The organism is Pseudomonas sp. 18.1.10 (assembly GCF_024655625.1).
Lineage (GTDB): Bacteria > Pseudomonadota > Gammaproteobacteria > Pseudomonadales > Pseudomonadaceae > Aquipseudomonas.
The window spans coordinates 1-17,502 of sequence record NZ_JANLGL010000128.1; the positions used below are offsets into that span (position 1 = coordinate 1).

Below are 17,502 nucleotides of genomic sequence, written 5' to 3' on the forward strand. Positions count from 1 at the left end.
GGTGTCACAGGAAAACCGAGTCGCCTGCATCGCAGGCAAGCCAGCTCCCACACAAGCCAGCTTCACAATGAGTTGTGCGCTGTGTCAGCGGTTGCCGTCTACCGGGTCAATATCGGCCAATTCGGCCTCATCCAACCCATTCCCGCCGCCAATCTCATCTTCATCGACAATGCTCAGGTCATAATCCGCCGCGTCATCATCCCCTTCCTCCAGCGCATCCCGCGCCCCGCTCTCAGGGGTCAGCGTTTCCGGGGTCAATTCATCACCGCGCTGCGCCGTCGGTGTGTCCTTATCAAAGTCCAGCTCGCGCATCGAACCCATGCGGTCCTCATTATCATCAATCGGTTCCGGCTGCGTGGCGCCGTAGGGACGTCGTGATTCAGTCATGGCCAATCCTCATACTGTGGGGCTTATAGTGTGTGGACAGGTGTCGCGGCCCAAAGATTCAAGCTAATTCGCGCCAAGCGTGACCTGGACGAAAGGATGTCAGTCACAAACCTGCGCATCATTCCTGAGGCTTTCCCTGATGAACGAACTACAAGACCTGCTTGATAACAACGAACGCTGGGCGGATGCGATCAAACAGGAAGATCCCGAATTCTTCGCCAAGCTGGCCCGCCAGCAAACCCCCGAGTACCTGTGGATCGGTTGTTCCGATGCCCGTGTACCGGCCAACGAGATCGTCGGCATGCTGCCGGGCGATCTGTTCGTGCACCGCAACGTGGCCAACGTGGTGCTGCACACTGACTTGAATTGCCTGTCGGTGATCCAGTACGCGGTGGACGTGCTCAAGGTCAAACACATCCTGGTCACCGGCCATTATGGCTGCGGCGGCGTACGCGCCTCGATGCAGGACCGCCAGTTCGGCCTGATCGACGGCTGGCTGCGCACCATCCGTGACCTCTACTACGAAAACCGTGACGTGCTGGCGCAGTTGCCGACTGAAGAAGAGCGCGTCGACCGTATGTGCGAGTTGAACGTGATTCAGCAGGTGGCGAACGTCGGTCACACCAGCATTGTGCAAAACGCCTGGCACCGTGGGCAGAGCCTGTCGATCCATGGCTGCATCTACGGCATCAAGGATGGCCGCTGGAAGAGCTTGAACACCACCATCAGTGGCTTCGAGCAGTTGCCGCCGCAATATCGCCTGCGTCCGCTGGGCGAAGCTTAAGGCTGCTTGCGGTTGCGCCATTTGGCCATGAAGGCCTGGCCTTCGGCGTTCAGCGGCTCGTTGCGCCCGGTAATCCAGCCTCGGCAGTTGAGTTCGCCGCATTGGCAGGCGAATTGACGGTATAGCATCTCTTCAGTGTTGGCGTAGTCAATGGTCAACGGCGCGCCAGCGTGGATTTCGTGCAGGGTCCAGACTTCCAGGTAATGCAGGTCGAGAAAGACATTCGGCTGGCATGAATGGGCGAACAACCCGCAAAACCAACAGTCGTACAGGTGGATGCGGGGCGACAGTTGCAGCGTGTGCTGGCGTCGTTCACTCAGGGCGTACCCGGAGATATTGGCCATGCACACGCGGCTGTCAAAGGTGACCCGCGTCTTGATCGCGCTGCTCACGCCATCAGCGGCGTGCACCACTTCAAAATGTTGTGTCGAGGGGTAGCCTTTGCCGAGTGGGGGCTTGAAAGGGTAAAGGCAGTCACGTGCAGCCGTTTTAGCCTTATCCATGGCCTGAGTTTTCATAACTCTCCTTGGTTTGGCTGCATGGACCTGCGGGTGACGGCTGACTACCAGTCTTGCAGCGGATGGGCGCGGCTCAAGACTCACTGAAGTTGAATCCGATTGCTACTGTCAACTCTGACAGTAGCAATCGGTTTTTTTTTATGCGGACTACAGCGCTGGAGCGCTGGTGGCAGGCGCTGGGGCGGGGACCTTGAGCTGCTTGAGTTGAGCCTTGATCGCTGGCGTGGCGCACAGGGCGTTGGCTTTCTCTGGGGAGAACTCGCGCACCGAGGTGTAGAACAATTCACACGTCTGCTCCTTGCGCGTGACCTGCCAGGTGTTCATGCAGGCCTTGAGCAGCACATTCGGGTCGCTCGCCGGCTTCTGTCCCATCCCGGCCTGCCAGCAGGCGGCGCTCAAATCCTGGCCCATGACCTTCAAGCCAACCTCATCGGCCTTCTGTTCATTGCCCTCATAGGTCGCAGGGTCGGCCGCATACCAGATATAACTCGGGTGGTTGGCGCCCAGCACTGAAACGCTCTTGCCAGCGGCAGGGCTGATTTGCGCCAGGCCCAGTACGCCCACGGTTTGCCCGTACTGCTGCTTGATCCAATTGCGCACCGGCGCGCCGAACGCCACCATCGGCAGCGAGCCTTTGGGGTGAAGGCTCAGTTCTGCGACCATGCGCGTCTGATAGTCGGTGAAGTAGCTGTAGACATTCTGCAGGTCCGCGCCCGCGCTGGCCGGTGCGGCGATGGGCGCAATATCGATGATGGTCTGGTAGGCCGGGGTTTCGGTGGCCGGGATGCCGTTGTCGGTGAGCAGCGCGGCCCAGCGGTCGGTGGTTTTCGACTCCAGGTAATCCTGGGCCTGGGTCAGCGAATAATCCGGCGGGAAGTGCAGCAGCTCGATGCTCTTGCGGTTTTCCAGGGCCATCCCCAGCGGCAGGAACAAGTACCAGTTGTAGGCCCACTTGCCGTCACGGTTGAGCTGGCTGGCGCCTTGGTATGCCAGGTCGGCGGTGGCGAGCAAGGCCGTCAGGGGCTGCCCGTAATGTTCGGGCACGCCACTGAAAGTTGCGGCAACCTGGCCGTCGTGGGTCTTCACGCTGACTTTGGCGCGGCTGTAGCCGTCTCGTTGCAGGCTCTGGGTCAGATAATGCTCGGCCGTCTGCTCCAGCGTCCAGGGCCGAAAGCAGATCACGTTGCAGTTATTGGGGAAGGCGAACAACTGGGTGACACGTTGCGTGCTGCCCAGTGGTACTTCGACGTTGGCCTGCACGGCCGCACTGGCCATCAGTGCGGCCAGGGTGAAGGACAACCCGGTCGGTTTATACATAGTTGATTCCTAGTCAGCGAAAGCCCACCTCCACACAGTAGCGGCTGACCAGGAATCACGCGTGTCAAATCGCCGGGGGTGTCGCTATTGGATAAGAAAACCTACACCTCGAACCTCAAGGCATTGCTCAGGTCACCCATGGGCTTCTGGCCACGGGCGATCATCGCGTCATCGCGCTGCTTGAGGCCGTCGAGGGTTTCCAGTTGGAACACGCGGGTAATCAGGCGCAGGATCGACGCCGTGTCGTACACCGTGTGGTCCACCGTGCCCTTGCGCGCAAACGGCGACACCACCAGCGCCGGAATCCGCGTGCCAGGGCCCCAGCGGTCGCCCTTGGGCGGCGCAACGTGGTCCCACCAGCCGCCGTTTTCATCGACGGTGACCACCACCACCATGTTTTTCCACTGCGGGCTTTCTTGCAGCACCTTCAAGGCGCGGGCGATATGGCGGTCACCCGAGGCCACGTCGGCGTAACCGGCGTGCATGTTCAGGTTGCCCTGGGGCTTGTAGAAGGTCACCGCAGGCAACTTGCCAGCCTGGGCATCGGCAAAGAATTTGTTGGTGCTCGACTCATCGCCCAAGCCGCCATCGCGCAGGCGCTTGTCCCGCTCGGCACGGTTCTGCGGCCCCTGCTGTTTGAAGTAGTTGAACGGCTGATGGTGATACTGGAAGTTCGGAATCTTCGGGATACCGCCCGAATCCTTGAACTGCTCCAGCGTCGCCTGCCAGGCGCCGGCGTACCAGGCCCAGTCGACGTTCTTTTTCGACAGCTTGTCGCCGATGTGCTCGTGGGTTTGTGGCACCAGTACGTTGGGCAGGTCGGGTTTTGCGTAATCCGGGTTTTCCGGGTCGCGAATCCAGGTCGGCCAGAAGGGCGGCGCCAGGGTGTTCACGGCAAAACCGTCCGGGGTCAGCGCGCTGGGGCCGAACTGCGGCGCGCCGGTCATCGCGCTGGCCGGGGATTTGTCCAGGGGCTTCAGGCGCGTGTCGGTCGGGTCATCGCTTTGCAGCGTGGCAATCTGCGCCTTGGCTACGGACTGCGCGGCATTCGGATAAAACGGCGCGGTGGCGCTGACCAGGTACTGGTGGTTGAGGAACGAGCCACCAAAGGCGCCCTGGAAGAAGTTGTCGCAGAGCACAAATTCCTTGGCCACATCCCACAGGCGCAGGGAATAACGGCTCTGGGCGTAATACCCCATCACCAGCCCACCGGAATCGCCCCACGCGACAAAGTTATCGTTCTTGCCGCCGTTGATCTGCATCTGGTTCTGGTAGAACACGTGCCACAGGTCGCGGGTGACCAGGCTCAGAGGCAGGTCCTCGGCGTTCGGGCCCTTGAGGGCGAACGGTGCGTTGGGCAGGTTTTGCTGGAATTGCACTTCGCTGGGGTACGTCACCCCGTCCACGCTTTGCGGCCCGACTTGCAACACACCGCCCCAGGCCGGGGGCAGGGTGGTCAGCAGGCTGCCGTCGCGGTCGCGTTGCTGGGCGTCGGTCGGGTTGAGGGCCGACAGCGGTTTCTCCACGCCGGGGAAGTCCGCAAACAGGTTGTTGAAACTGCGGTTTTCGGCATAGATCACCACCACGGTTTTCACCTGGTCGTGCAGGGCCTTGTCCAGCGCTTGGGTGGTGAGCGGGCGAGTCACCGGTTTACCGGGGGCTTCGTTGGAATTGCCGCAAGCACTCAAGGTCGCACCGACCCCCAGCACCGCCGCGCCTCCCAGGAAACGCCGGCGGCTGCTGTCTACTGGCGGTTGGGCGGCGGAATCAGCGGAAGGGCGGTCTGCGTGCTCATCGGTCATTGCGGGGAGTCCCTGGCGAGATGTTGCAAGATATTTCGCAGGACGGTAGCAATGCAATGTGACGGAACGAAGACAGGGGGTGATGAGTGGAACGTGTCACCCTGCAATCTGCGCTGCTAGACTGACCCGATAATGGATGTCACTGAGGTGAACCGTGAAACCGTCAATTGCCCTTGATCTACAACGAGCAGCCGTCAGAGAAGTGGTCGGCCGTTTTCGTATTTCAAATCCAAGAGTATTTGGGTCTGTTCTGCTGGGCACAGACGAAGAAGGTAGCGATCTTGACCTGTTGGTCGACGCCCCGCCGGGAACGACTCTTTTTGACCTGGGTGGACTTCAGGTCGAGCTTGAAGATCTGCTGGGGGTCAATGTGGACTTATTGACGCCTGCCGACTTGCCTTTGAAGTTTCGGGCGAAGGTGTTAGCTGAGGCACGACCGGTATGACAGCGAGTCGCCTTAAAGATTATCTGGATCACATCCGGCAGGCGGCCAGTGATGCGATCAGCTTTGTTGAAGGCTTGAGCAAAGAAGAGTTTCTGGAAGATAGGCGCACTCAACAAGCGGTAGTCATGAGCCTGATTATCATTGGCGAAGCGTCAACCAAGATCATGGACCAGAACCCGGATTTCACTGCGGTTCATATTCAGATCCCTTGGCGTAGCATGCGTGGAATGCGCAACCGGATCGCACACGGCTACTTCGATATCAACCTCGATGTGGTTTGGGACACCATTCAGAGCGCACTGCCTGATTTATTGAAGCTCCTTCCTGTGGTTTCTGAGTGACCGCACCTGTTGCAACAACAGGTGCAGTCAACCGCGTTACGGCATCACCGGCGGCAAATACGTCAACGTCGTCCCCAACGCCCACAACAGAAACAACACCAACGGCGTATGCACCAGCAACTGCACAAACGAAAACCCGATCAGATCCCGCGCCTTCAACCCCAGCACGCCTAACAGCGGCAACATATAGAACGGGTTTATCAGGTTCGGCAGTGCCTCAGCCGCGTTGTAGATCTGCACCGCCCAGCCCCGGTGATATTGCAGGTCATTGGCCACCTGCATCACATACGGCGCTTCGATGATCCACTTGCCACCGCCCGACGGGATAAAAAAGCCCAGCACCGCCGAATAAACGCCCATCAGCAGCGCGTAGGTGTCATGGGAGGCGATCGACGTAAAGAACGTCGAGATATGGTGCGCCAGGGTCTGGCCGTCGCCGCCCTTGACCACGGTCATCAGCGCGGCAATCGAGCCGTACAGCGGGAACTGGATCAGCACGCCGGTGGTGGTCGGCACCGCTCGCGCCACGGCATCGAGGAAGCTGCGCGGGCGCCAGTGCAGCAGGGCACCGACCATGATGAACAGGAAGTTATAGGTGTTCAGCCCCGAGATCGCGCTGATCGCCGGTTTGGTCGAGAACTCATGAAACAGCCAACCCGCCGCCAGCAATGCCAGCAGGATGGTCAGCAACGGGCTGTGTTCCAGCCATTCGCCGGGGCGTGTCGGCGCTTGCAGCTTGGGCAGGTTGAATGCCGGGTCAACGCCGCAGGCCTTGGCATCCCGTGCGCTGTTCGGGCCGGGCGCGGTGGCGTAGGCGATGATTAGCGAGACCACGATCAGCGCCAGCAACAGCACGCCGGATTGCCACAGGAAGATCGTGTCGGTGAAGGGAATCACCCCGGTGATCGACAGGATCGACGGCGGCAAACTCGCCGGGTTGGCTTGCAACTGCGCGGCCGATGACGACAGCCCCAGCGCCCACACGGCCCCCAGGCCCAAGTAAGCAGCAGCGCCGGCCGCGCGATAATCCATGCGCAAATCCGTACGACGCGCCAACGCGCGCACCAGCAAGCCGCCGAACACCAGGGACAAGCCCCAGTTGAGCAGGGACGCCACCATGGAGATCAACGCCACCCAGGCCACGGCCGAGCGGCCGTTCTTGGGGATACGCGCGAGCCGGTCAATCAGCTTCACCGCCGGCGGCGAACTGGCCACCACATACCCACCGATCACCACAAAAGCCATCTGCATGGTGAACGGGATCAGGCTCCAGAACCCATCGCCAAAGGCCTTGGCGGCCTCGGTCGGCGCGGCGCCCATGCCCAGGGTCGCCACCGCGACAATCATCACGGCGAGGGCGGCAAACACCCAAGAGTCGGGGAACCAACGTTCGGCGAAGTTGGAGCAGCGCAGGGCAAAGCGGGCATAGCGGCTTTCTTCGATAGCATCGGCCACGAGTCATTCCTCTTGTATTTATTATGGGGCAGGCATTTTTCCGGCATGTTCCGCTACGGCCATTGATATGGGAATGCAGTTATCTTCATCGATCCATGAGGAAAACAAATATATCTGCAGCGATTGCCATCATCCGGTCCAGCTCATAACCTGCACGCCATTTTGTTTGCCTGCCGAGCCTTCACATGACTGCCACCCTTGCCCCTCAGGCGCAGCGTTTTTCCCGCTCCGACTACAAAACCCTGGGCCTGGCCGCCCTGGGCGGGGCCTTGGAAATCTACGATTTCATCATCTTCGTGTTCTTTGCGCTGACCTTGAGCCAACTGTTTTTCCCCCCGGAAATGCCCGAGTGGCTGCGCCTGCTGCAAAGCTTCGGCATCTTTGTCACCGGCTACCTGGCGCGCCCATTGGGCGGCATCCTGATGGCGCACTTCGCCGACCACCTGGGACGCAAGCGCGTCTTCAGCCTGAGCATCCTGATGATGGCGCTGCCGTGCCTGCTGATTGGCATCATGCCGACCTACGCGCAAATCGGATATTTCGCACCGCTGATCCTGCTGTTCCTGCGCGTGCTCCAAGGCGCCGCCGTCGGCGGCGAAGTGCCGAGCGCCTGGACCTTCGTCGCCGAACATGCGCCGGTTCATCACCGCGGTTACGCGTTGGGTTTCCTACAAGCCGGCCTGACATTCGGCTACCTGCTCGGCGCGCTCACCGCCACGCTGCTGGCGCAAATCTTCACGGCTGCCGAGATCCTCGACTACGCCTGGCGTTTCCCCTTCCTGCTCGGCGGTGTGTTCGGCGTAATCGGCGTATGGCTGCGCCGCTGGCTCAGCGAAACCCCGGTGTTCCTCGAAATGCAGGCCCGCCGCCAAGCCGCCGCCGAACTGCCGCTGCGCACGGTGCTGCGTGACCACCGCGCCGTGTTGCTGCCGGCGATGATCCTCACCTGCGTGCTCACCTCCGCCGTCGTAGTGCTGGTGGTCATCACCCCGACCATGATGCAAAAAACCTTCGGCATGAGCCCTAGCCACACCTTCGCCTTGAGCGCCCTGGGCATCGTCTTCCTCAACATCGGCTGCGTCCTTGCCGGCCTGCTGGTGGACCGCATCGGCGCCTGGCGCGCGGTGCTGGTCTACAGCCTGTTGTTGCCGGTGGGGATTGCGCTGCTGTATGCCAGCCTGATAAACGGCGGCCTCTGGCTCGGCGCGGCGTATGCCTTGGCGGGCCTGAGCTGTGGTGTGGTGGGTGCGGTGCCATCGGTGATGGTCGGGCTGTTCCCGGCACCGGTGCGGGTGTCGGGGATTTCCTTTACCTACAACATTGCCTACGCGCTGTGGGCGAGTACCACGCCGCTGCTGTTGATTGCGCTGATGCCGACGAGCCCGTGGATTTGCGTGGGGTATTGCGTGGTGATGGGGGCGGTGGGAGTGGGGTGTGTGGCGTTGTTTGGCAAGCGCCACCCGTTGGATACGGTTACAAAAAGCGCCTAGGGCCATCAATTGACGGGTATTTGTCGGCACTTTTATATTCACGTCCACTCCCGACTGGCGTGATTAATCCATGACTCAAACCGCCTTTATAAATCCAGAAATCCTATGCTGGTCCCGCCAACGAGCGGGACTGTCTACGGCGCAAATTGCCCAGGATCTTTCGGTAAAAATGCAGCGGATCAAAGCGTGGGAAGACGGTCGGAGTCTTCCCACATTTAATCAGGCGCAAAAGTGGGCAGTCATCGCACGCATCCCCTTCGGCTTTCTTTTTCTCAAGACGCCCCCGCAAGAACATCTTCCGCTTCCAGACTTGCGCACTGTGGGCGGCGTTTTCCCCGAAAAACCCAGCCTGAACCTAATGGACACCGTCAGAGATGTGCTCCGCAAGCAAGACTGGTACTTGGAATACCTGCAGGACCACGAGTGCTCCCCGCTGCCCTTCGTCGGGCGCTTCAATAGCCGCTCCCCCGTCAAAGACGTTGTTGCAGATATTCGTCGTGTACTCGGTGTAACGGATGCTTTTGCACGCATGGGGTATGAAGACTATGTGAGGGCGTTGGTGAGCGCTGCGGAGGGTGCCGGTATTCTCGTGATGCGCAGCGGGGTCGCGTTGGGAAATACCCATCGCAAGCTTGATGTCAGCGAGTTTCGAGGCTTTGCCATCAGCAACGCCATGGCCCCCGTGGTTTTCATAAACAGCGCGGACGCTCCTGCGGCCCGGCTTTTTACACTGATGCACGAGCTGGCGCATATCTGGATCGGTAGTACGGGTGTATCCGATGGCAGCGTTCAAAGCGCCCTGCAGGAAGAGGCTTTTTGCAATGCAGTGGCGGGAGAATTCCTGGCACCGGAACTCGTTTTTCGCGCGAGCTGGGTTTCGGATGTGTACTGGGAAGAAAACCTGGCGTCCTTGGCCGCGCTCTTTCGCGTCAGTGCGTTAGTGATTGCTCGTCGTGCCCGTGACCTTGGCTATATCAACAGTGGTCAATACGGCTCCTATTACCGTCGGATCTTGCAGGCGTATCGAGATAAAGGCGGTGGCGGAGGGGACTACTACCGCACGGCGGCAGTCAGAAACAGCCCCCGGTTGAGCAGGGCCGTTCTGGCAGAAGCACAAAGTGGCCGGATGTTGCTACGAGATGCCGGAAAGCTGCTGGGTGTACAACCAGCCAGGTTGAAGGCCTATGGGATGAAGCTATCGGCATGAAGCATCTACTGGATTCGAATACGCTGATCGAGGCCAAGAACCGGTATTACGGGATGACCATTTGCCCTGGCTACTGGGCATGGATTCTTCAACAACATCAGGCGCTGGAGATTGCCAGTATCGTGCAGGTCAGGGATGAGTTGGCCAGGGGCAATGACGATCTGACCCAGTGGGTTAAAGGCAATACCCAACTCTTCGAAGATGCGAGCGATGAGCTTACCCAGGCTGCATTTGGGCATCTTGTCGCAAGGATTGCGGAGCAGGCGTCTGCGATGAAAGCTGGAGCCTTTGAGGAGTTTCTTGAGGGCGCAGATCCCTGGTTGATCGCCAAGGCGATGACGACGGGCGCTGTTGTTGTCACGCACGAAGTCTATAACCTCGACATCAAACGCAAATTCACGATCCCTAACGTGTGTTCGCTGTTTGGCGTGCCCTACATGAACACGTTTGAGCTGCTCGGCAAGCTCGATGCTCGTTTCGTCTTGCACGCGTGACGACATGAGAGGAAGCGAACTTCCCCTCAATACGATGTCGTCAGGTCAAGAAGTGCCAGAGCAGCAGCGTACCGATCAGCCCGACCACTGAAACGATGGTCTGCAGCACCGACCACACCCAAATCGTCTGCTTCAACTGCAACCCAAAATACTCCCGCACCATCCAGAACCCAGCATCGTTCACATGGCAAAAGAACACCGATCCCGCGCCAATCGCCAGCGCCACCAGTGAGCTTTGTGTCGCCGCCAGCCCCGCCATCATCGGCGCAAGGATGCCCGCCGTTGTGGTGGTGGCCACCGTCGCCGAGCCGGTGGCTTGGCGCAGGGCCACGGCGATCAGCCAGGCTAGCAGCAGGTACGGCATGTGGGCGCCTTCGGCGACCTTGCTGATGGTCTGGCTGACGCCGGCGTCCAGCAGGGTTTGCTTCAGGCCGCCGCCGGCGCCGATGGTCAGCAGCAATACGGCGATGGGGGCGAGGGCTTTGCGCAGGGTGTTGCCGACTTCTGCACGTGGCATGCCAGCGGCCCAGCCCAGGCAGATAACGGCGGCGATCACGGCCAGGCCGAGGGCGATCAGCGGTTCGCCGAGGAACTTCAAGGTCAGCGCCACTGGGTTTTCCGGCGTCATGGCGACTTTGGCCAAGGTGCTGCCGAGCATCAGAATCACCGGTAACAAAATAATCAGCAACGACACACCAAAGCTCGGTTGGCGCGGTGCCTTGGGCGGGGCACTGAACAGCGCGCCGATGTCGGCCGGTTCATCCACGTGCAGGCGCTTGGACAGCCAGTTGCCGTAGATCGGCCCGGCCAGAATCACCGCTGGCACCGCCAGGCAAAAGCCCAGCAACATGGTCAAACCCAGGTCGGCGTGCAGCGCACCCACCGCAATCAGCGGCCCCGGGTGCGGCGGCATCAAGGCGTGCAGGGTGGTCATGCCCGCCAGTGCCGGGATGGCGATTTTCAACAACGGCTGGTTCGAACGTTTGGCCATCACAAAGATGATCGGCACCATCATCACCAGGCCCACTTCGAAGAACAGCGGCAAGCCGATCACCATGGCCACCAGCGCCATCACCCAGGGCAATGACTTGCCCTTGCCCAGCCCGAGCAGGGTCGTGGCGATACGGTCGGCCGCGCCGGATTCGGCCATCAGCGCGCCGAGCATCGAGCCCAGGGCAATGATGATCCCGGCTTCACCGAGGATCGCCCCGGCGCCCTTGCTGAACGCCTTGGCCACGTCTTCCGGCGGCAGCCCAGCGCCGACGCCGGCAATAAAGGTGCCGATCAGGATCGACAGAAACGGCGGCAACTTGGTCGCGCTGATTAGCACGATGATGCTGGCGATGGCCAGCAGTACGCAGAGCATGAGGCGGGTGTCGTGAACCATCCACGCGGCAGTCGATAACTCCAAGACGGAACTCCTTATCGAACAGGTTGGAAAAATTGTTTCTTTTTGTTTCCTGTTCGAAAAGCATACCTGATACCGCGCTGGCCCTGTGCGGGTGGGCCGTTTTGGTGCGATCAGCGGCGCTCGCCCTCAGCGCCCGGCCCAGCGCCATTGCTGTCGGATTTGTAATCTTTGCTCCACGGCCCTGATAAGTCGCGAACGCTACATTCCACCCGCTTGTACTTCATGGGCGTGGAACTCTTGTTATGCCAATTTTCGTTAGAAACCTTGTGGGGGCGACGCTGTTGTGGATGGCCACCAACGCTGTCCAGGCGCAATCCCTCACCCTTGATTCAGCGTTGCAGACCGCCTTCGCCAACAATCCCGACCTGGCCGCTGCGCAGTGGGAAATCGACATCGCTCGGGGCGGCCGCCAGCAAGCCGGGCTGATTCCCAACCCGGTGCTGTCCGTGGATGCCGAAGACACCCGCCGCGACACGCGCACCACAGGCGTCAAACTCAGCCAGACCCTGGAACTGGGCGGCAAGCGCGGTGCGCGCATCGACCTCGCTACTCGCGGTCAAGACGCCGCCGCACTGGCCCTGGAGCAGCGCCGCAACCTGCTGCGCGCCGAGGTGATCGAGCGTTACTACGGCGCCCTGCGCGCCCAGGAACGCCTCGACCTCGCGCAACGCTCCCTGGCCTTGGCCGAGCGCGGTCTGGTGGTTGCCAACGGCCGCGTGACGGCCGGCAAAACGTCCCCGGTGGAAGCCACCCGCGCCCAGGTGCAGTTGTCGGAAATCCGCCTGGAATTCAATCGTGCACAAATGGGCCTCAGCGATGCCTATCGCAGCCTGGCCGCCAGTACCGGCAGTGCCACGGCGGACTATCAATCCGTCGCCACACCCGCTCAGTCCACGCCATCCCTGCCGCCCGTCGCCCAATTGCTGGCGCGCCTCGAACAAACCGCCGAACTGCGCCTGGCCGAGCTGCAAATCCTGCAAGGCGAAGCCAGCGTCGGCCTGGAAAAAGCCCAGCGCATCCCCGACCTCGATGTGTCCATCGGCAGCCAATACGACGCCGGCGCGCGTGAGCGGGTGAACCTGGTGGGCGTGTCGATGCCGCTGCCGCTGTTCAACCGCAACCAGGGCAACATCCTCGCCGCCAGCCGTCGCGCCGACCAGGCTCGCGACCTGCGCAACGCCACCGAACTGCGCCTGCGCACCGAAACCCGCCAGGCCCTGGACCTGTGGCAAACCGCAAACACCGAAGTGCGCGCCTTCAACCAACAGATCCTGCCCGCCGCCCAAAGCGCGGTGGACAGCGCCACCCGTGGTTTCGAGATGGGCAAGTTCAACTTCCTCGATGTGCTCGACGCCCAGCGCACCCTGATCGCCGCCCGCACCCAATACCTCGTTGCCACCGCCCAGGCCACCGACGCCTGGGTGCGCATCGAGCGGATTTACGGCGACCTCGCCCGCTTTTGATTTTTCCTGGAGTCCTCTATGCACAACACCTATGGCGTGGCGCTCGCCGTCGCCTTGAGCCTGATGCTGTCGGGCGTTGCCAACGCCGATGAAGAAGAAGGCGAACTTGAACTCAGCGAGCAGCAGATCCAGGCTGCCGGGATTCAACTGGCCCAGGCGCAACCGCGCTCCCTCAGCACACTGCTGACGTTGCCGGCCGAGGTGCGTTTCGACGAAGACCGCACCTCGCACATCGTCCCGCGTGCGGCGGGCGTGGTGGAGTCGGTGCGGGTCAACCTCGGCCAGGCGGTGAAGAAAGGTGAGTTGCTGGCGGTGATCGCCAGCCAGCAGATCTCCGACCAGCGCAGCGAGCTGGCCGCCAGCGAGCGCCGGGTCGAACTGGCCCGCACCACGTTTCAACGCGAACGCCAATTGTGGCAGGACAAGATCTCCGCCGAGCAGGATTACCTGCTGGCGCGGCAAACCCTGCAAGAAGCCGAAATCGCCCTGAACAACGCCCGGCAAAAGATGAGCGCCCTGAGCGGCAGTGCCGTGTTGGTGGGTGGAAATCGCTACGAACTGCGTGCGCCGTTTGCCGGTGTGGTCGTGGAAAAGCACCTCGGCGTCGGCGAAGTGGTCAGCGAAACCAGCAACGCCTTTACCCTCTCGGACCTGTCCCAGGTGTGGGTCACCTTTGGTGTGTTTCCCAAGGACTTGAACAAGGTGCGCGTCGGCAAGCCGGTGAAAGTCAGTTCCACCGAAATGGGCACTGAAGTCAGCGGCACCGTGGCTTACGTCGGCAACCTGCTCGGCGAACAGACTCGCACCGCCACCGTTCGCGTCAGCGTGCCCAACCCCGACGATGCCTGGCGCCCCGGCTTGTTTGTCAGTGTGCAACTGGCCACCGAGACCTTCCAGGCCAAGGTCAGCGTGCCCCAGGCCGCGATCCAGACCGTCGAGGACAAACCGTCGGTGTTTGAGCGCACCGAGCACGGGTTTGTCACCCGTCACCTGGAGTTGGGCGTGAGCGAAAACGGCTACGTCGAAGTGCGAAAAGGCCTGGAAGCCGGCGCGCAAGTGGCGACGGTTGGCAGTTTCATCCTCAAGTCCGAACTGGGCAAAGGCTCGGCCGAGCACGCCCATTGATCCTGCGAGTGATTCCCCATGTTTGAGCGCCTTATCCAATTCGCCATCGAGCAGCGCATCATCGTGCTGCTGGCAGTGCTGTTGATGGCCGGTGTCGGCCTCGCCAGCTATCAGAAACTGCCGATCGACGCGGTGCCCGACATCACCAACGTGCAGGTGCAGATCAACTCGGCGGCGGCGGGTTTTTCGCCGCTGGAAACCGAACAGCGCGTGACCTTTCCCATCGAAACCGCGATGGCCGGTTTGCCGGGCTTGCAGCAGACCCGTTCGCTGTCGCGCTCGGGGTTGTCCCAGGTGACGGTGATCTTCAAGGACGGCACCGACCTGTTCTTCGCCCGCCAATTGGTCAACGAGCGCCTGCAAGTGGCGCGGGAACAATTACCCACCGGGATTGAAACGGCGATGGGGCCGATTTCCACCGGGCTTGGGGAAATTTTCCTATGGACCGTCGAGGCCGAGGACGGCGCACTCAAGGACGACGGCACCCCCTACACGCCGACCGACCTGCGGGTGATCCAGGACTGGATCATCAAGCCGCAACTGCGCAACGTCCCCGGCGTGGCCGAGATCAATACCATCGGCGGCTTCGCCAAGGAATACCAGATTGCCCCGGACCCCAAGCGGCTGGCGGCCTACAACCTGACGTTGAACGACCTGGTCACCGCGCTGGAGCGCAACAACGCCAATGTCGGCGCCGGTTACATCGAGCGCAGCGGCGAACAATTGTTGATCCGTGCTCCGGGGCAGGTGGCGTCCATCGACGACATCGCCAATATCGTCATCACCACGGCGGATGGCACGCCGATCCGCGTGCGCAACGTCGCCCAGGTCGACATTGGTCGTGAGATGCGTACCGGCGCGGCCACCGAAAACGGCCGTGAGGTGGTGCTGGGCACAGTGTTCATGTTGATCGGCGAAAACAGCCGCAGCGTGTCCCAGGCGGTGGCGAAAAAACTCGAAGAGATCAACCGTTCGCTGCCCGCAGGCGTGGTCGCGATCACCGTGTATGACCGCACCAACCTGGTGGAAAAAGCCATCGCCACCGTGAAGAAAAACCTCTTCGAGGGCGCGTTGCTGGTGGTGGCGGTGCTGTTCCTGTTCCTCGGCAATATCCGCGCGGCGTTGATTACCGCGATGGTGATTCCCTTGGCGATGCTGTTCACCTTTACCGGCATGTTTACCAACAAGGTCAGTGCCAACCTGATGAGCCTCGGCGCATTGGACTTCGGCATTATCGTCGACGGCGCGGTGGTGATCGTCGAGAACGCCATCCGCCGCCTGGCCCACGCGCAGCAACGCCATGGGCGCCTGTTGACCCGCAGCGAGCGCCTGCACGAAGTGTTTGCCGCGGCCAAGGAAGCGCGGCGCGCGCTGATCTTCGGGCAACTGATTATCATGGTGGTGTACCTGCCGATCTTCGCCCTCACCGGCGTGGCCGGGAAGATGTTCCATCCCATGGCCTTTACGGTGGTGATCGCCTTGTTGGGCGCGATGATTCTGTCGGTGACCTTTGTGCCGGCGGCGATTGCGCTGTTTGTCACCGGCAAGGTCAAGGAGGAAGAAAACCTGGTGATGCGCACCGCGCGCCGCGTGTATGCACCGGTGCTGGATGGGGTCATGGCGCGCCGGCCGCTGGTGTTCGGCCTGGCGCTGCTGGCCATCATCGGCTCGGGCGTGGTCGCCAGCCGTATGGGCAGCGAATTTATCCCCAGCCTCAGCGAAGGTGATTTCGCCCAACAGGCCCTGCGAGTGCCCGGCACCAGCCTGACCCAGTCGGTGCAGATGCAGCAGCAGTTGGAAACCACCTTGATGGCCCAGGTCCCGGAAATCCTGCGGGTGTTTGCCCGCACCGGCACTGCGGAGATCGCTTCCGACCCGATGCCGCCGAATATTTCCGACAGCTACGTGATGCTTAAACCGAAGGATCAATGGCCGGACCCGAACAAGTCCCGGGAAAGCCTGATCGCTGATATCCAGCGGGCCAGTGCGATTGTGCCGGGTAGTGCGTACGAACTGTCGCAACCGATCCAACTGCGCTTCAACGAGCTGATTTCCGGGGTGCGCAGCGATGTGGCGGTGAAGGTGTTTGGCGATGACATGGCGGTGCTCAACAAGACCGCTGGAGAAATCGCCGAAACCCTCAAGGGCCTTGATGGCGCCTCGGAAGTGAAAGTGGAGCAGACCTCCGGCCTGCCGGTGCTGACCATCAATATCGACCGCGACAAGGCCGCGCGATTTGGCCTGAATGTGGGCGATGTGCAGGACACCATTGCCGTCGCCGTCGGTGGGCGTCAGGCCGGCACGTTGTACGAAGGTGACCGGCGTTTTGCCATGGTTGTGCGTTTGTCCGACGCACTGCGCACCGATATCGACGGGTTGTCGCGGCTATTGATCCCGGTGCCAGGCAACGCGGCAGGGCAGTTGGGTTTTATCGCGTTGTCCCAGGTGGCCAGCCTGGACCTGGTGCTGGGCCCCAACCAGATCAGTCGTGAAAACGGCAAGCGTTTGGTGATCGTCAGTGCCAACGTACGCGGGCGGGATATGGGTTCGTTTGTGGACGAAGCCGAGACGGCAATCCTCGAGAAGGTGAAGGTGCCGGCCGGTTACTGGACCACCTGGGGCGGCCAGTTCGAACAGCTGAAGGAAGCGTCCGAGCGCTTGCGCATCGTGGTGCCGGTGGCGCTGCTGCTGGTGTTCGGGCTGTTGTTCATGATGTTCAACAACCTCAAGGATGGCCTGCTGGTATTCACCGGGATTCCGTTCGCGTTGACCGGTGGGATCATGGCGCTGTGGCTGCGGGATATTCCGCTGTCGATTTCGGCGGGTGTGGGATTTATCGCACTGTCCGGCGTGGCGGTACTCAACGGGTTGGTGATGATTGCGTTCATCCGCAACCTGCGCGAAGAAGGGCGCTCGTTATCGGTGGCCATCCACGAAGGCGCACTGACCCGCTTGCGCCCGGTGTTGATGACCGCGCTGGTGGCGTCCCTCGGCTTTATCCCCATGGCGCTCGCCACCGGCACCGGCGCCGAGGTCCAGCGGCCACTGGCAACGGTGGTGATTGGCGGGATTATTTCGTCGACATTGCTGACCTTGCTGGTGCTGCCGGCGCTGTATCAATGGGCGCATCGCAAGGAGGAAGCCGAGTGAACACCGGGCAGCCTCTTTGGAATGCGATCAAATGTGGGAGCTGGCTTGCCTGCGAAGACGGCGGCCCAGGCGAAACCTCCGTTACCTGCCCCACCGCCTTCGTAGCCTCGCTA

15 protein-coding genes are annotated in these 17,502 nt (G+C 61.3%); 9 read left to right on the plus strand and 6 right to left on the minus strand.

The genetic code is table 11. From position 1 onward, the window contains the following. Positions 1-84: 84 nt before the first annotated feature. Positions 85-387: a serine kinase/phosphatase gene (locus NUV89_RS19840; RefSeq protein WP_257782637.1), complete on the minus strand. Its 303-nt coding sequence runs from the start codon at positions 385-387 to the stop codon at positions 85-87. A gap of 139 nt (positions 388-526) precedes the next feature. Here NUV89_RS19840 and can point away from each other — a divergent pair, with 139 nt between their 5' ends. Next, positions 527-1,171 carry a carbonate dehydratase gene (gene can / locus NUV89_RS19845; RefSeq protein ID WP_003188288.1) on the plus strand — a complete coding sequence of 215 codons (645 nt, stop codon included), beginning with the start codon at positions 527-529 and terminating at the stop codon, positions 1,169-1,171. On the opposite strand, the gene NUV89_RS19850 is transcribed toward can, so the two are convergent. The 3 genes from NUV89_RS19850 to acpA all read right to left on the minus strand — a co-directional run bounded on the left by NUV89_RS19850 (position 1,168) and on the right by acpA (position 4,808). Continuing rightward, a complete protein-coding gene (locus NUV89_RS19850) occupies positions 1,168-1,689 on the minus strand; it encodes an SET domain-containing protein-lysine N-methyltransferase (protein WP_257782638.1) in 522 nt (173 codons plus the stop codon). The genes can and NUV89_RS19850 overlap by 4 nt on opposite strands. A gap of 147 nt (positions 1,690-1,836) precedes the next feature. Beyond that, a complete protein-coding gene (locus tag NUV89_RS19855; RefSeq protein WP_257782639.1) occupies positions 1,837-3,006 on the minus strand; it encodes a hypothetical protein in 1,170 nt (389 codons plus the stop codon). A gap of 101 nt (positions 3,007-3,107) precedes the next feature. Continuing rightward, positions 3,108-4,808, minus strand: a complete 1,701-nt coding sequence (gene acpA, locus NUV89_RS19860) for an acid phosphatase (protein ID WP_257782640.1) — start codon at positions 4,806-4,808, stop codon at positions 3,108-3,110. A 154-nt stretch (positions 4,809-4,962) separates the two neighbouring features. Here acpA and NUV89_RS19865 point away from each other — a divergent pair, with 154 nt between their 5' ends. Continuing rightward, complete coding sequence (locus NUV89_RS19865; protein ID WP_257782641.1) at positions 4,963-5,253, plus strand: nucleotidyltransferase family protein; 291 nt, start codon at positions 4,963-4,965, stop codon at positions 5,251-5,253. Next, positions 5,250-5,594, plus strand: a complete 345-nt coding sequence (locus tag NUV89_RS19870) for a DUF86 domain-containing protein (RefSeq protein WP_257782642.1) — start codon at positions 5,250-5,252, stop codon at positions 5,592-5,594. The genes NUV89_RS19865 and NUV89_RS19870 overlap by 4 nt, the downstream gene beginning before the upstream one ends. Before the next feature lie 36 nt (positions 5,595-5,630). Here NUV89_RS19870 and NUV89_RS19875 read toward each other — a convergent pair whose 3' ends face one another. Beyond that, positions 5,631-7,049: a short-chain fatty acid transporter gene (locus NUV89_RS19875; RefSeq protein WP_257782643.1), complete on the minus strand. Its 1,419-nt coding sequence runs from the start codon at positions 7,047-7,049 to the stop codon at positions 5,631-5,633. Positions 7,050-7,234: 185 nt separating this feature from the next. Here NUV89_RS19875 and NUV89_RS19880 point away from each other — a divergent pair, with 185 nt between their 5' ends. The 3 genes from NUV89_RS19880 to NUV89_RS19890 all read left to right on the plus strand — a co-directional run bounded on the left by NUV89_RS19880 (position 7,235) and on the right by NUV89_RS19890 (position 10,240). After that, positions 7,235-8,539, plus strand: coding sequence for an MFS transporter (locus NUV89_RS19880; protein WP_257782644.1), 1,305 nt, complete (start codon positions 7,235-7,237; stop codon positions 8,537-8,539). Between the two features lie 70 nt (positions 8,540-8,609). Continuing rightward, positions 8,610-9,746, plus strand: a complete 1,137-nt coding sequence (locus tag NUV89_RS19885) for an ImmA/IrrE family metallo-endopeptidase (RefSeq protein ID WP_257782645.1) — start codon at positions 8,610-8,612, stop codon at positions 9,744-9,746. Then, positions 9,743-10,240 carry a DUF4411 family protein gene (locus tag NUV89_RS19890; protein ID WP_257782646.1) on the plus strand — a complete coding sequence of 166 codons (498 nt, stop codon included), beginning with the start codon at positions 9,743-9,745 and terminating at the stop codon, positions 10,238-10,240. The genes NUV89_RS19885 and NUV89_RS19890 overlap by 4 nt, the downstream gene beginning before the upstream one ends. Positions 10,241-10,280: 40 nt before the next feature. On the opposite strand, the gene NUV89_RS19895 is transcribed toward NUV89_RS19890, so the two are convergent. After that, positions 10,281-11,651, minus strand: coding sequence for a GntP family permease (locus NUV89_RS19895; RefSeq protein WP_257782647.1), 1,371 nt, complete (start codon positions 11,649-11,651; stop codon positions 10,281-10,283). Between the two features lie 242 nt (positions 11,652-11,893). Between NUV89_RS19895 and NUV89_RS19900 the strand changes: the two genes are divergently transcribed. From NUV89_RS19900 to NUV89_RS19910, 3 genes are read left to right on the plus strand one after another with little or no spacing between them, the layout of a single operon-like run. Beyond that, positions 11,894-13,114 (plus strand): TolC family protein, encoded by a 1,221-nt coding sequence (locus tag NUV89_RS19900; protein ID WP_257782648.1) that lies wholly within the window; start codon positions 11,894-11,896, stop codon positions 13,112-13,114. Between the two features lie 18 nt (positions 13,115-13,132). Next, on the plus strand, positions 13,133-14,239 hold the full coding sequence (locus NUV89_RS19905; protein ID WP_257782649.1) for an efflux RND transporter periplasmic adaptor subunit: 1,107 nt from the start codon (positions 13,133-13,135) through the stop codon (positions 14,237-14,239). 18 nt (positions 14,240-14,257) lie between these two features. Continuing rightward, positions 14,258-17,389, plus strand: a complete 3,132-nt coding sequence (locus NUV89_RS19910; protein ID WP_257782650.1) for a CusA/CzcA family heavy metal efflux RND transporter — start codon at positions 14,258-14,260, stop codon at positions 17,387-17,389. Positions 17,390-17,502: the final 113 nt, after the last annotated feature.

Excerpts from the sequence above, each read along its gene's own strand:
- NUV89_RS19840 (WP_257782637.1), bottom strand. The coding sequence starts at position 387 with ATGACTGAATCACGACGTCCCTACGGCGCCACGCAGCCGGAACCGATT.
- can (WP_003188288.1), top strand. The coding sequence starts at position 527 with ATGAACGAACTACAAGACCTGCTTGATAACAACGAACGCTGGGCGGAT.
- NUV89_RS19850 (WP_257782638.1), bottom strand. The coding sequence starts at position 1,689 with ATGAAAACTCAGGCCATGGATAAGGCTAAAACGGCTGCACGTGACTGC.
- NUV89_RS19855 (WP_257782639.1), bottom strand. The coding sequence starts at position 3,006 with ATGTATAAACCGACCGGGTTGTCCTTCACCCTGGCCGCACTGATGGCC.
- acpA (WP_257782640.1), bottom strand. The coding sequence starts at position 4,808 with ATGACCGATGAGCACGCAGACCGCCCTTCCGCTGATTCCGCCGCCCAA.
- NUV89_RS19870 (WP_257782642.1), top strand. The coding sequence starts at position 5,250 with ATGACAGCGAGTCGCCTTAAAGATTATCTGGATCACATCCGGCAGGCG.
- NUV89_RS19880 (WP_257782644.1), top strand. The coding sequence starts at position 7,235 with ATGACTGCCACCCTTGCCCCTCAGGCGCAGCGTTTTTCCCGCTCCGAC.
- NUV89_RS19885 (WP_257782645.1), top strand. The coding sequence starts at position 8,610 with ATGACTCAAACCGCCTTTATAAATCCAGAAATCCTATGCTGGTCCCGC.
- NUV89_RS19890 (WP_257782646.1), top strand. The coding sequence starts at position 9,743 with ATGAAGCATCTACTGGATTCGAATACGCTGATCGAGGCCAAGAACCGG.
- NUV89_RS19900 (WP_257782648.1), top strand. The coding sequence starts at position 11,894 with ATGCCAATTTTCGTTAGAAACCTTGTGGGGGCGACGCTGTTGTGGATG.
- NUV89_RS19905 (WP_257782649.1), top strand. The coding sequence starts at position 13,133 with ATGCACAACACCTATGGCGTGGCGCTCGCCGTCGCCTTGAGCCTGATG.
- NUV89_RS19910 (WP_257782650.1), top strand. The coding sequence starts at position 14,258 with ATGTTTGAGCGCCTTATCCAATTCGCCATCGAGCAGCGCATCATCGTG.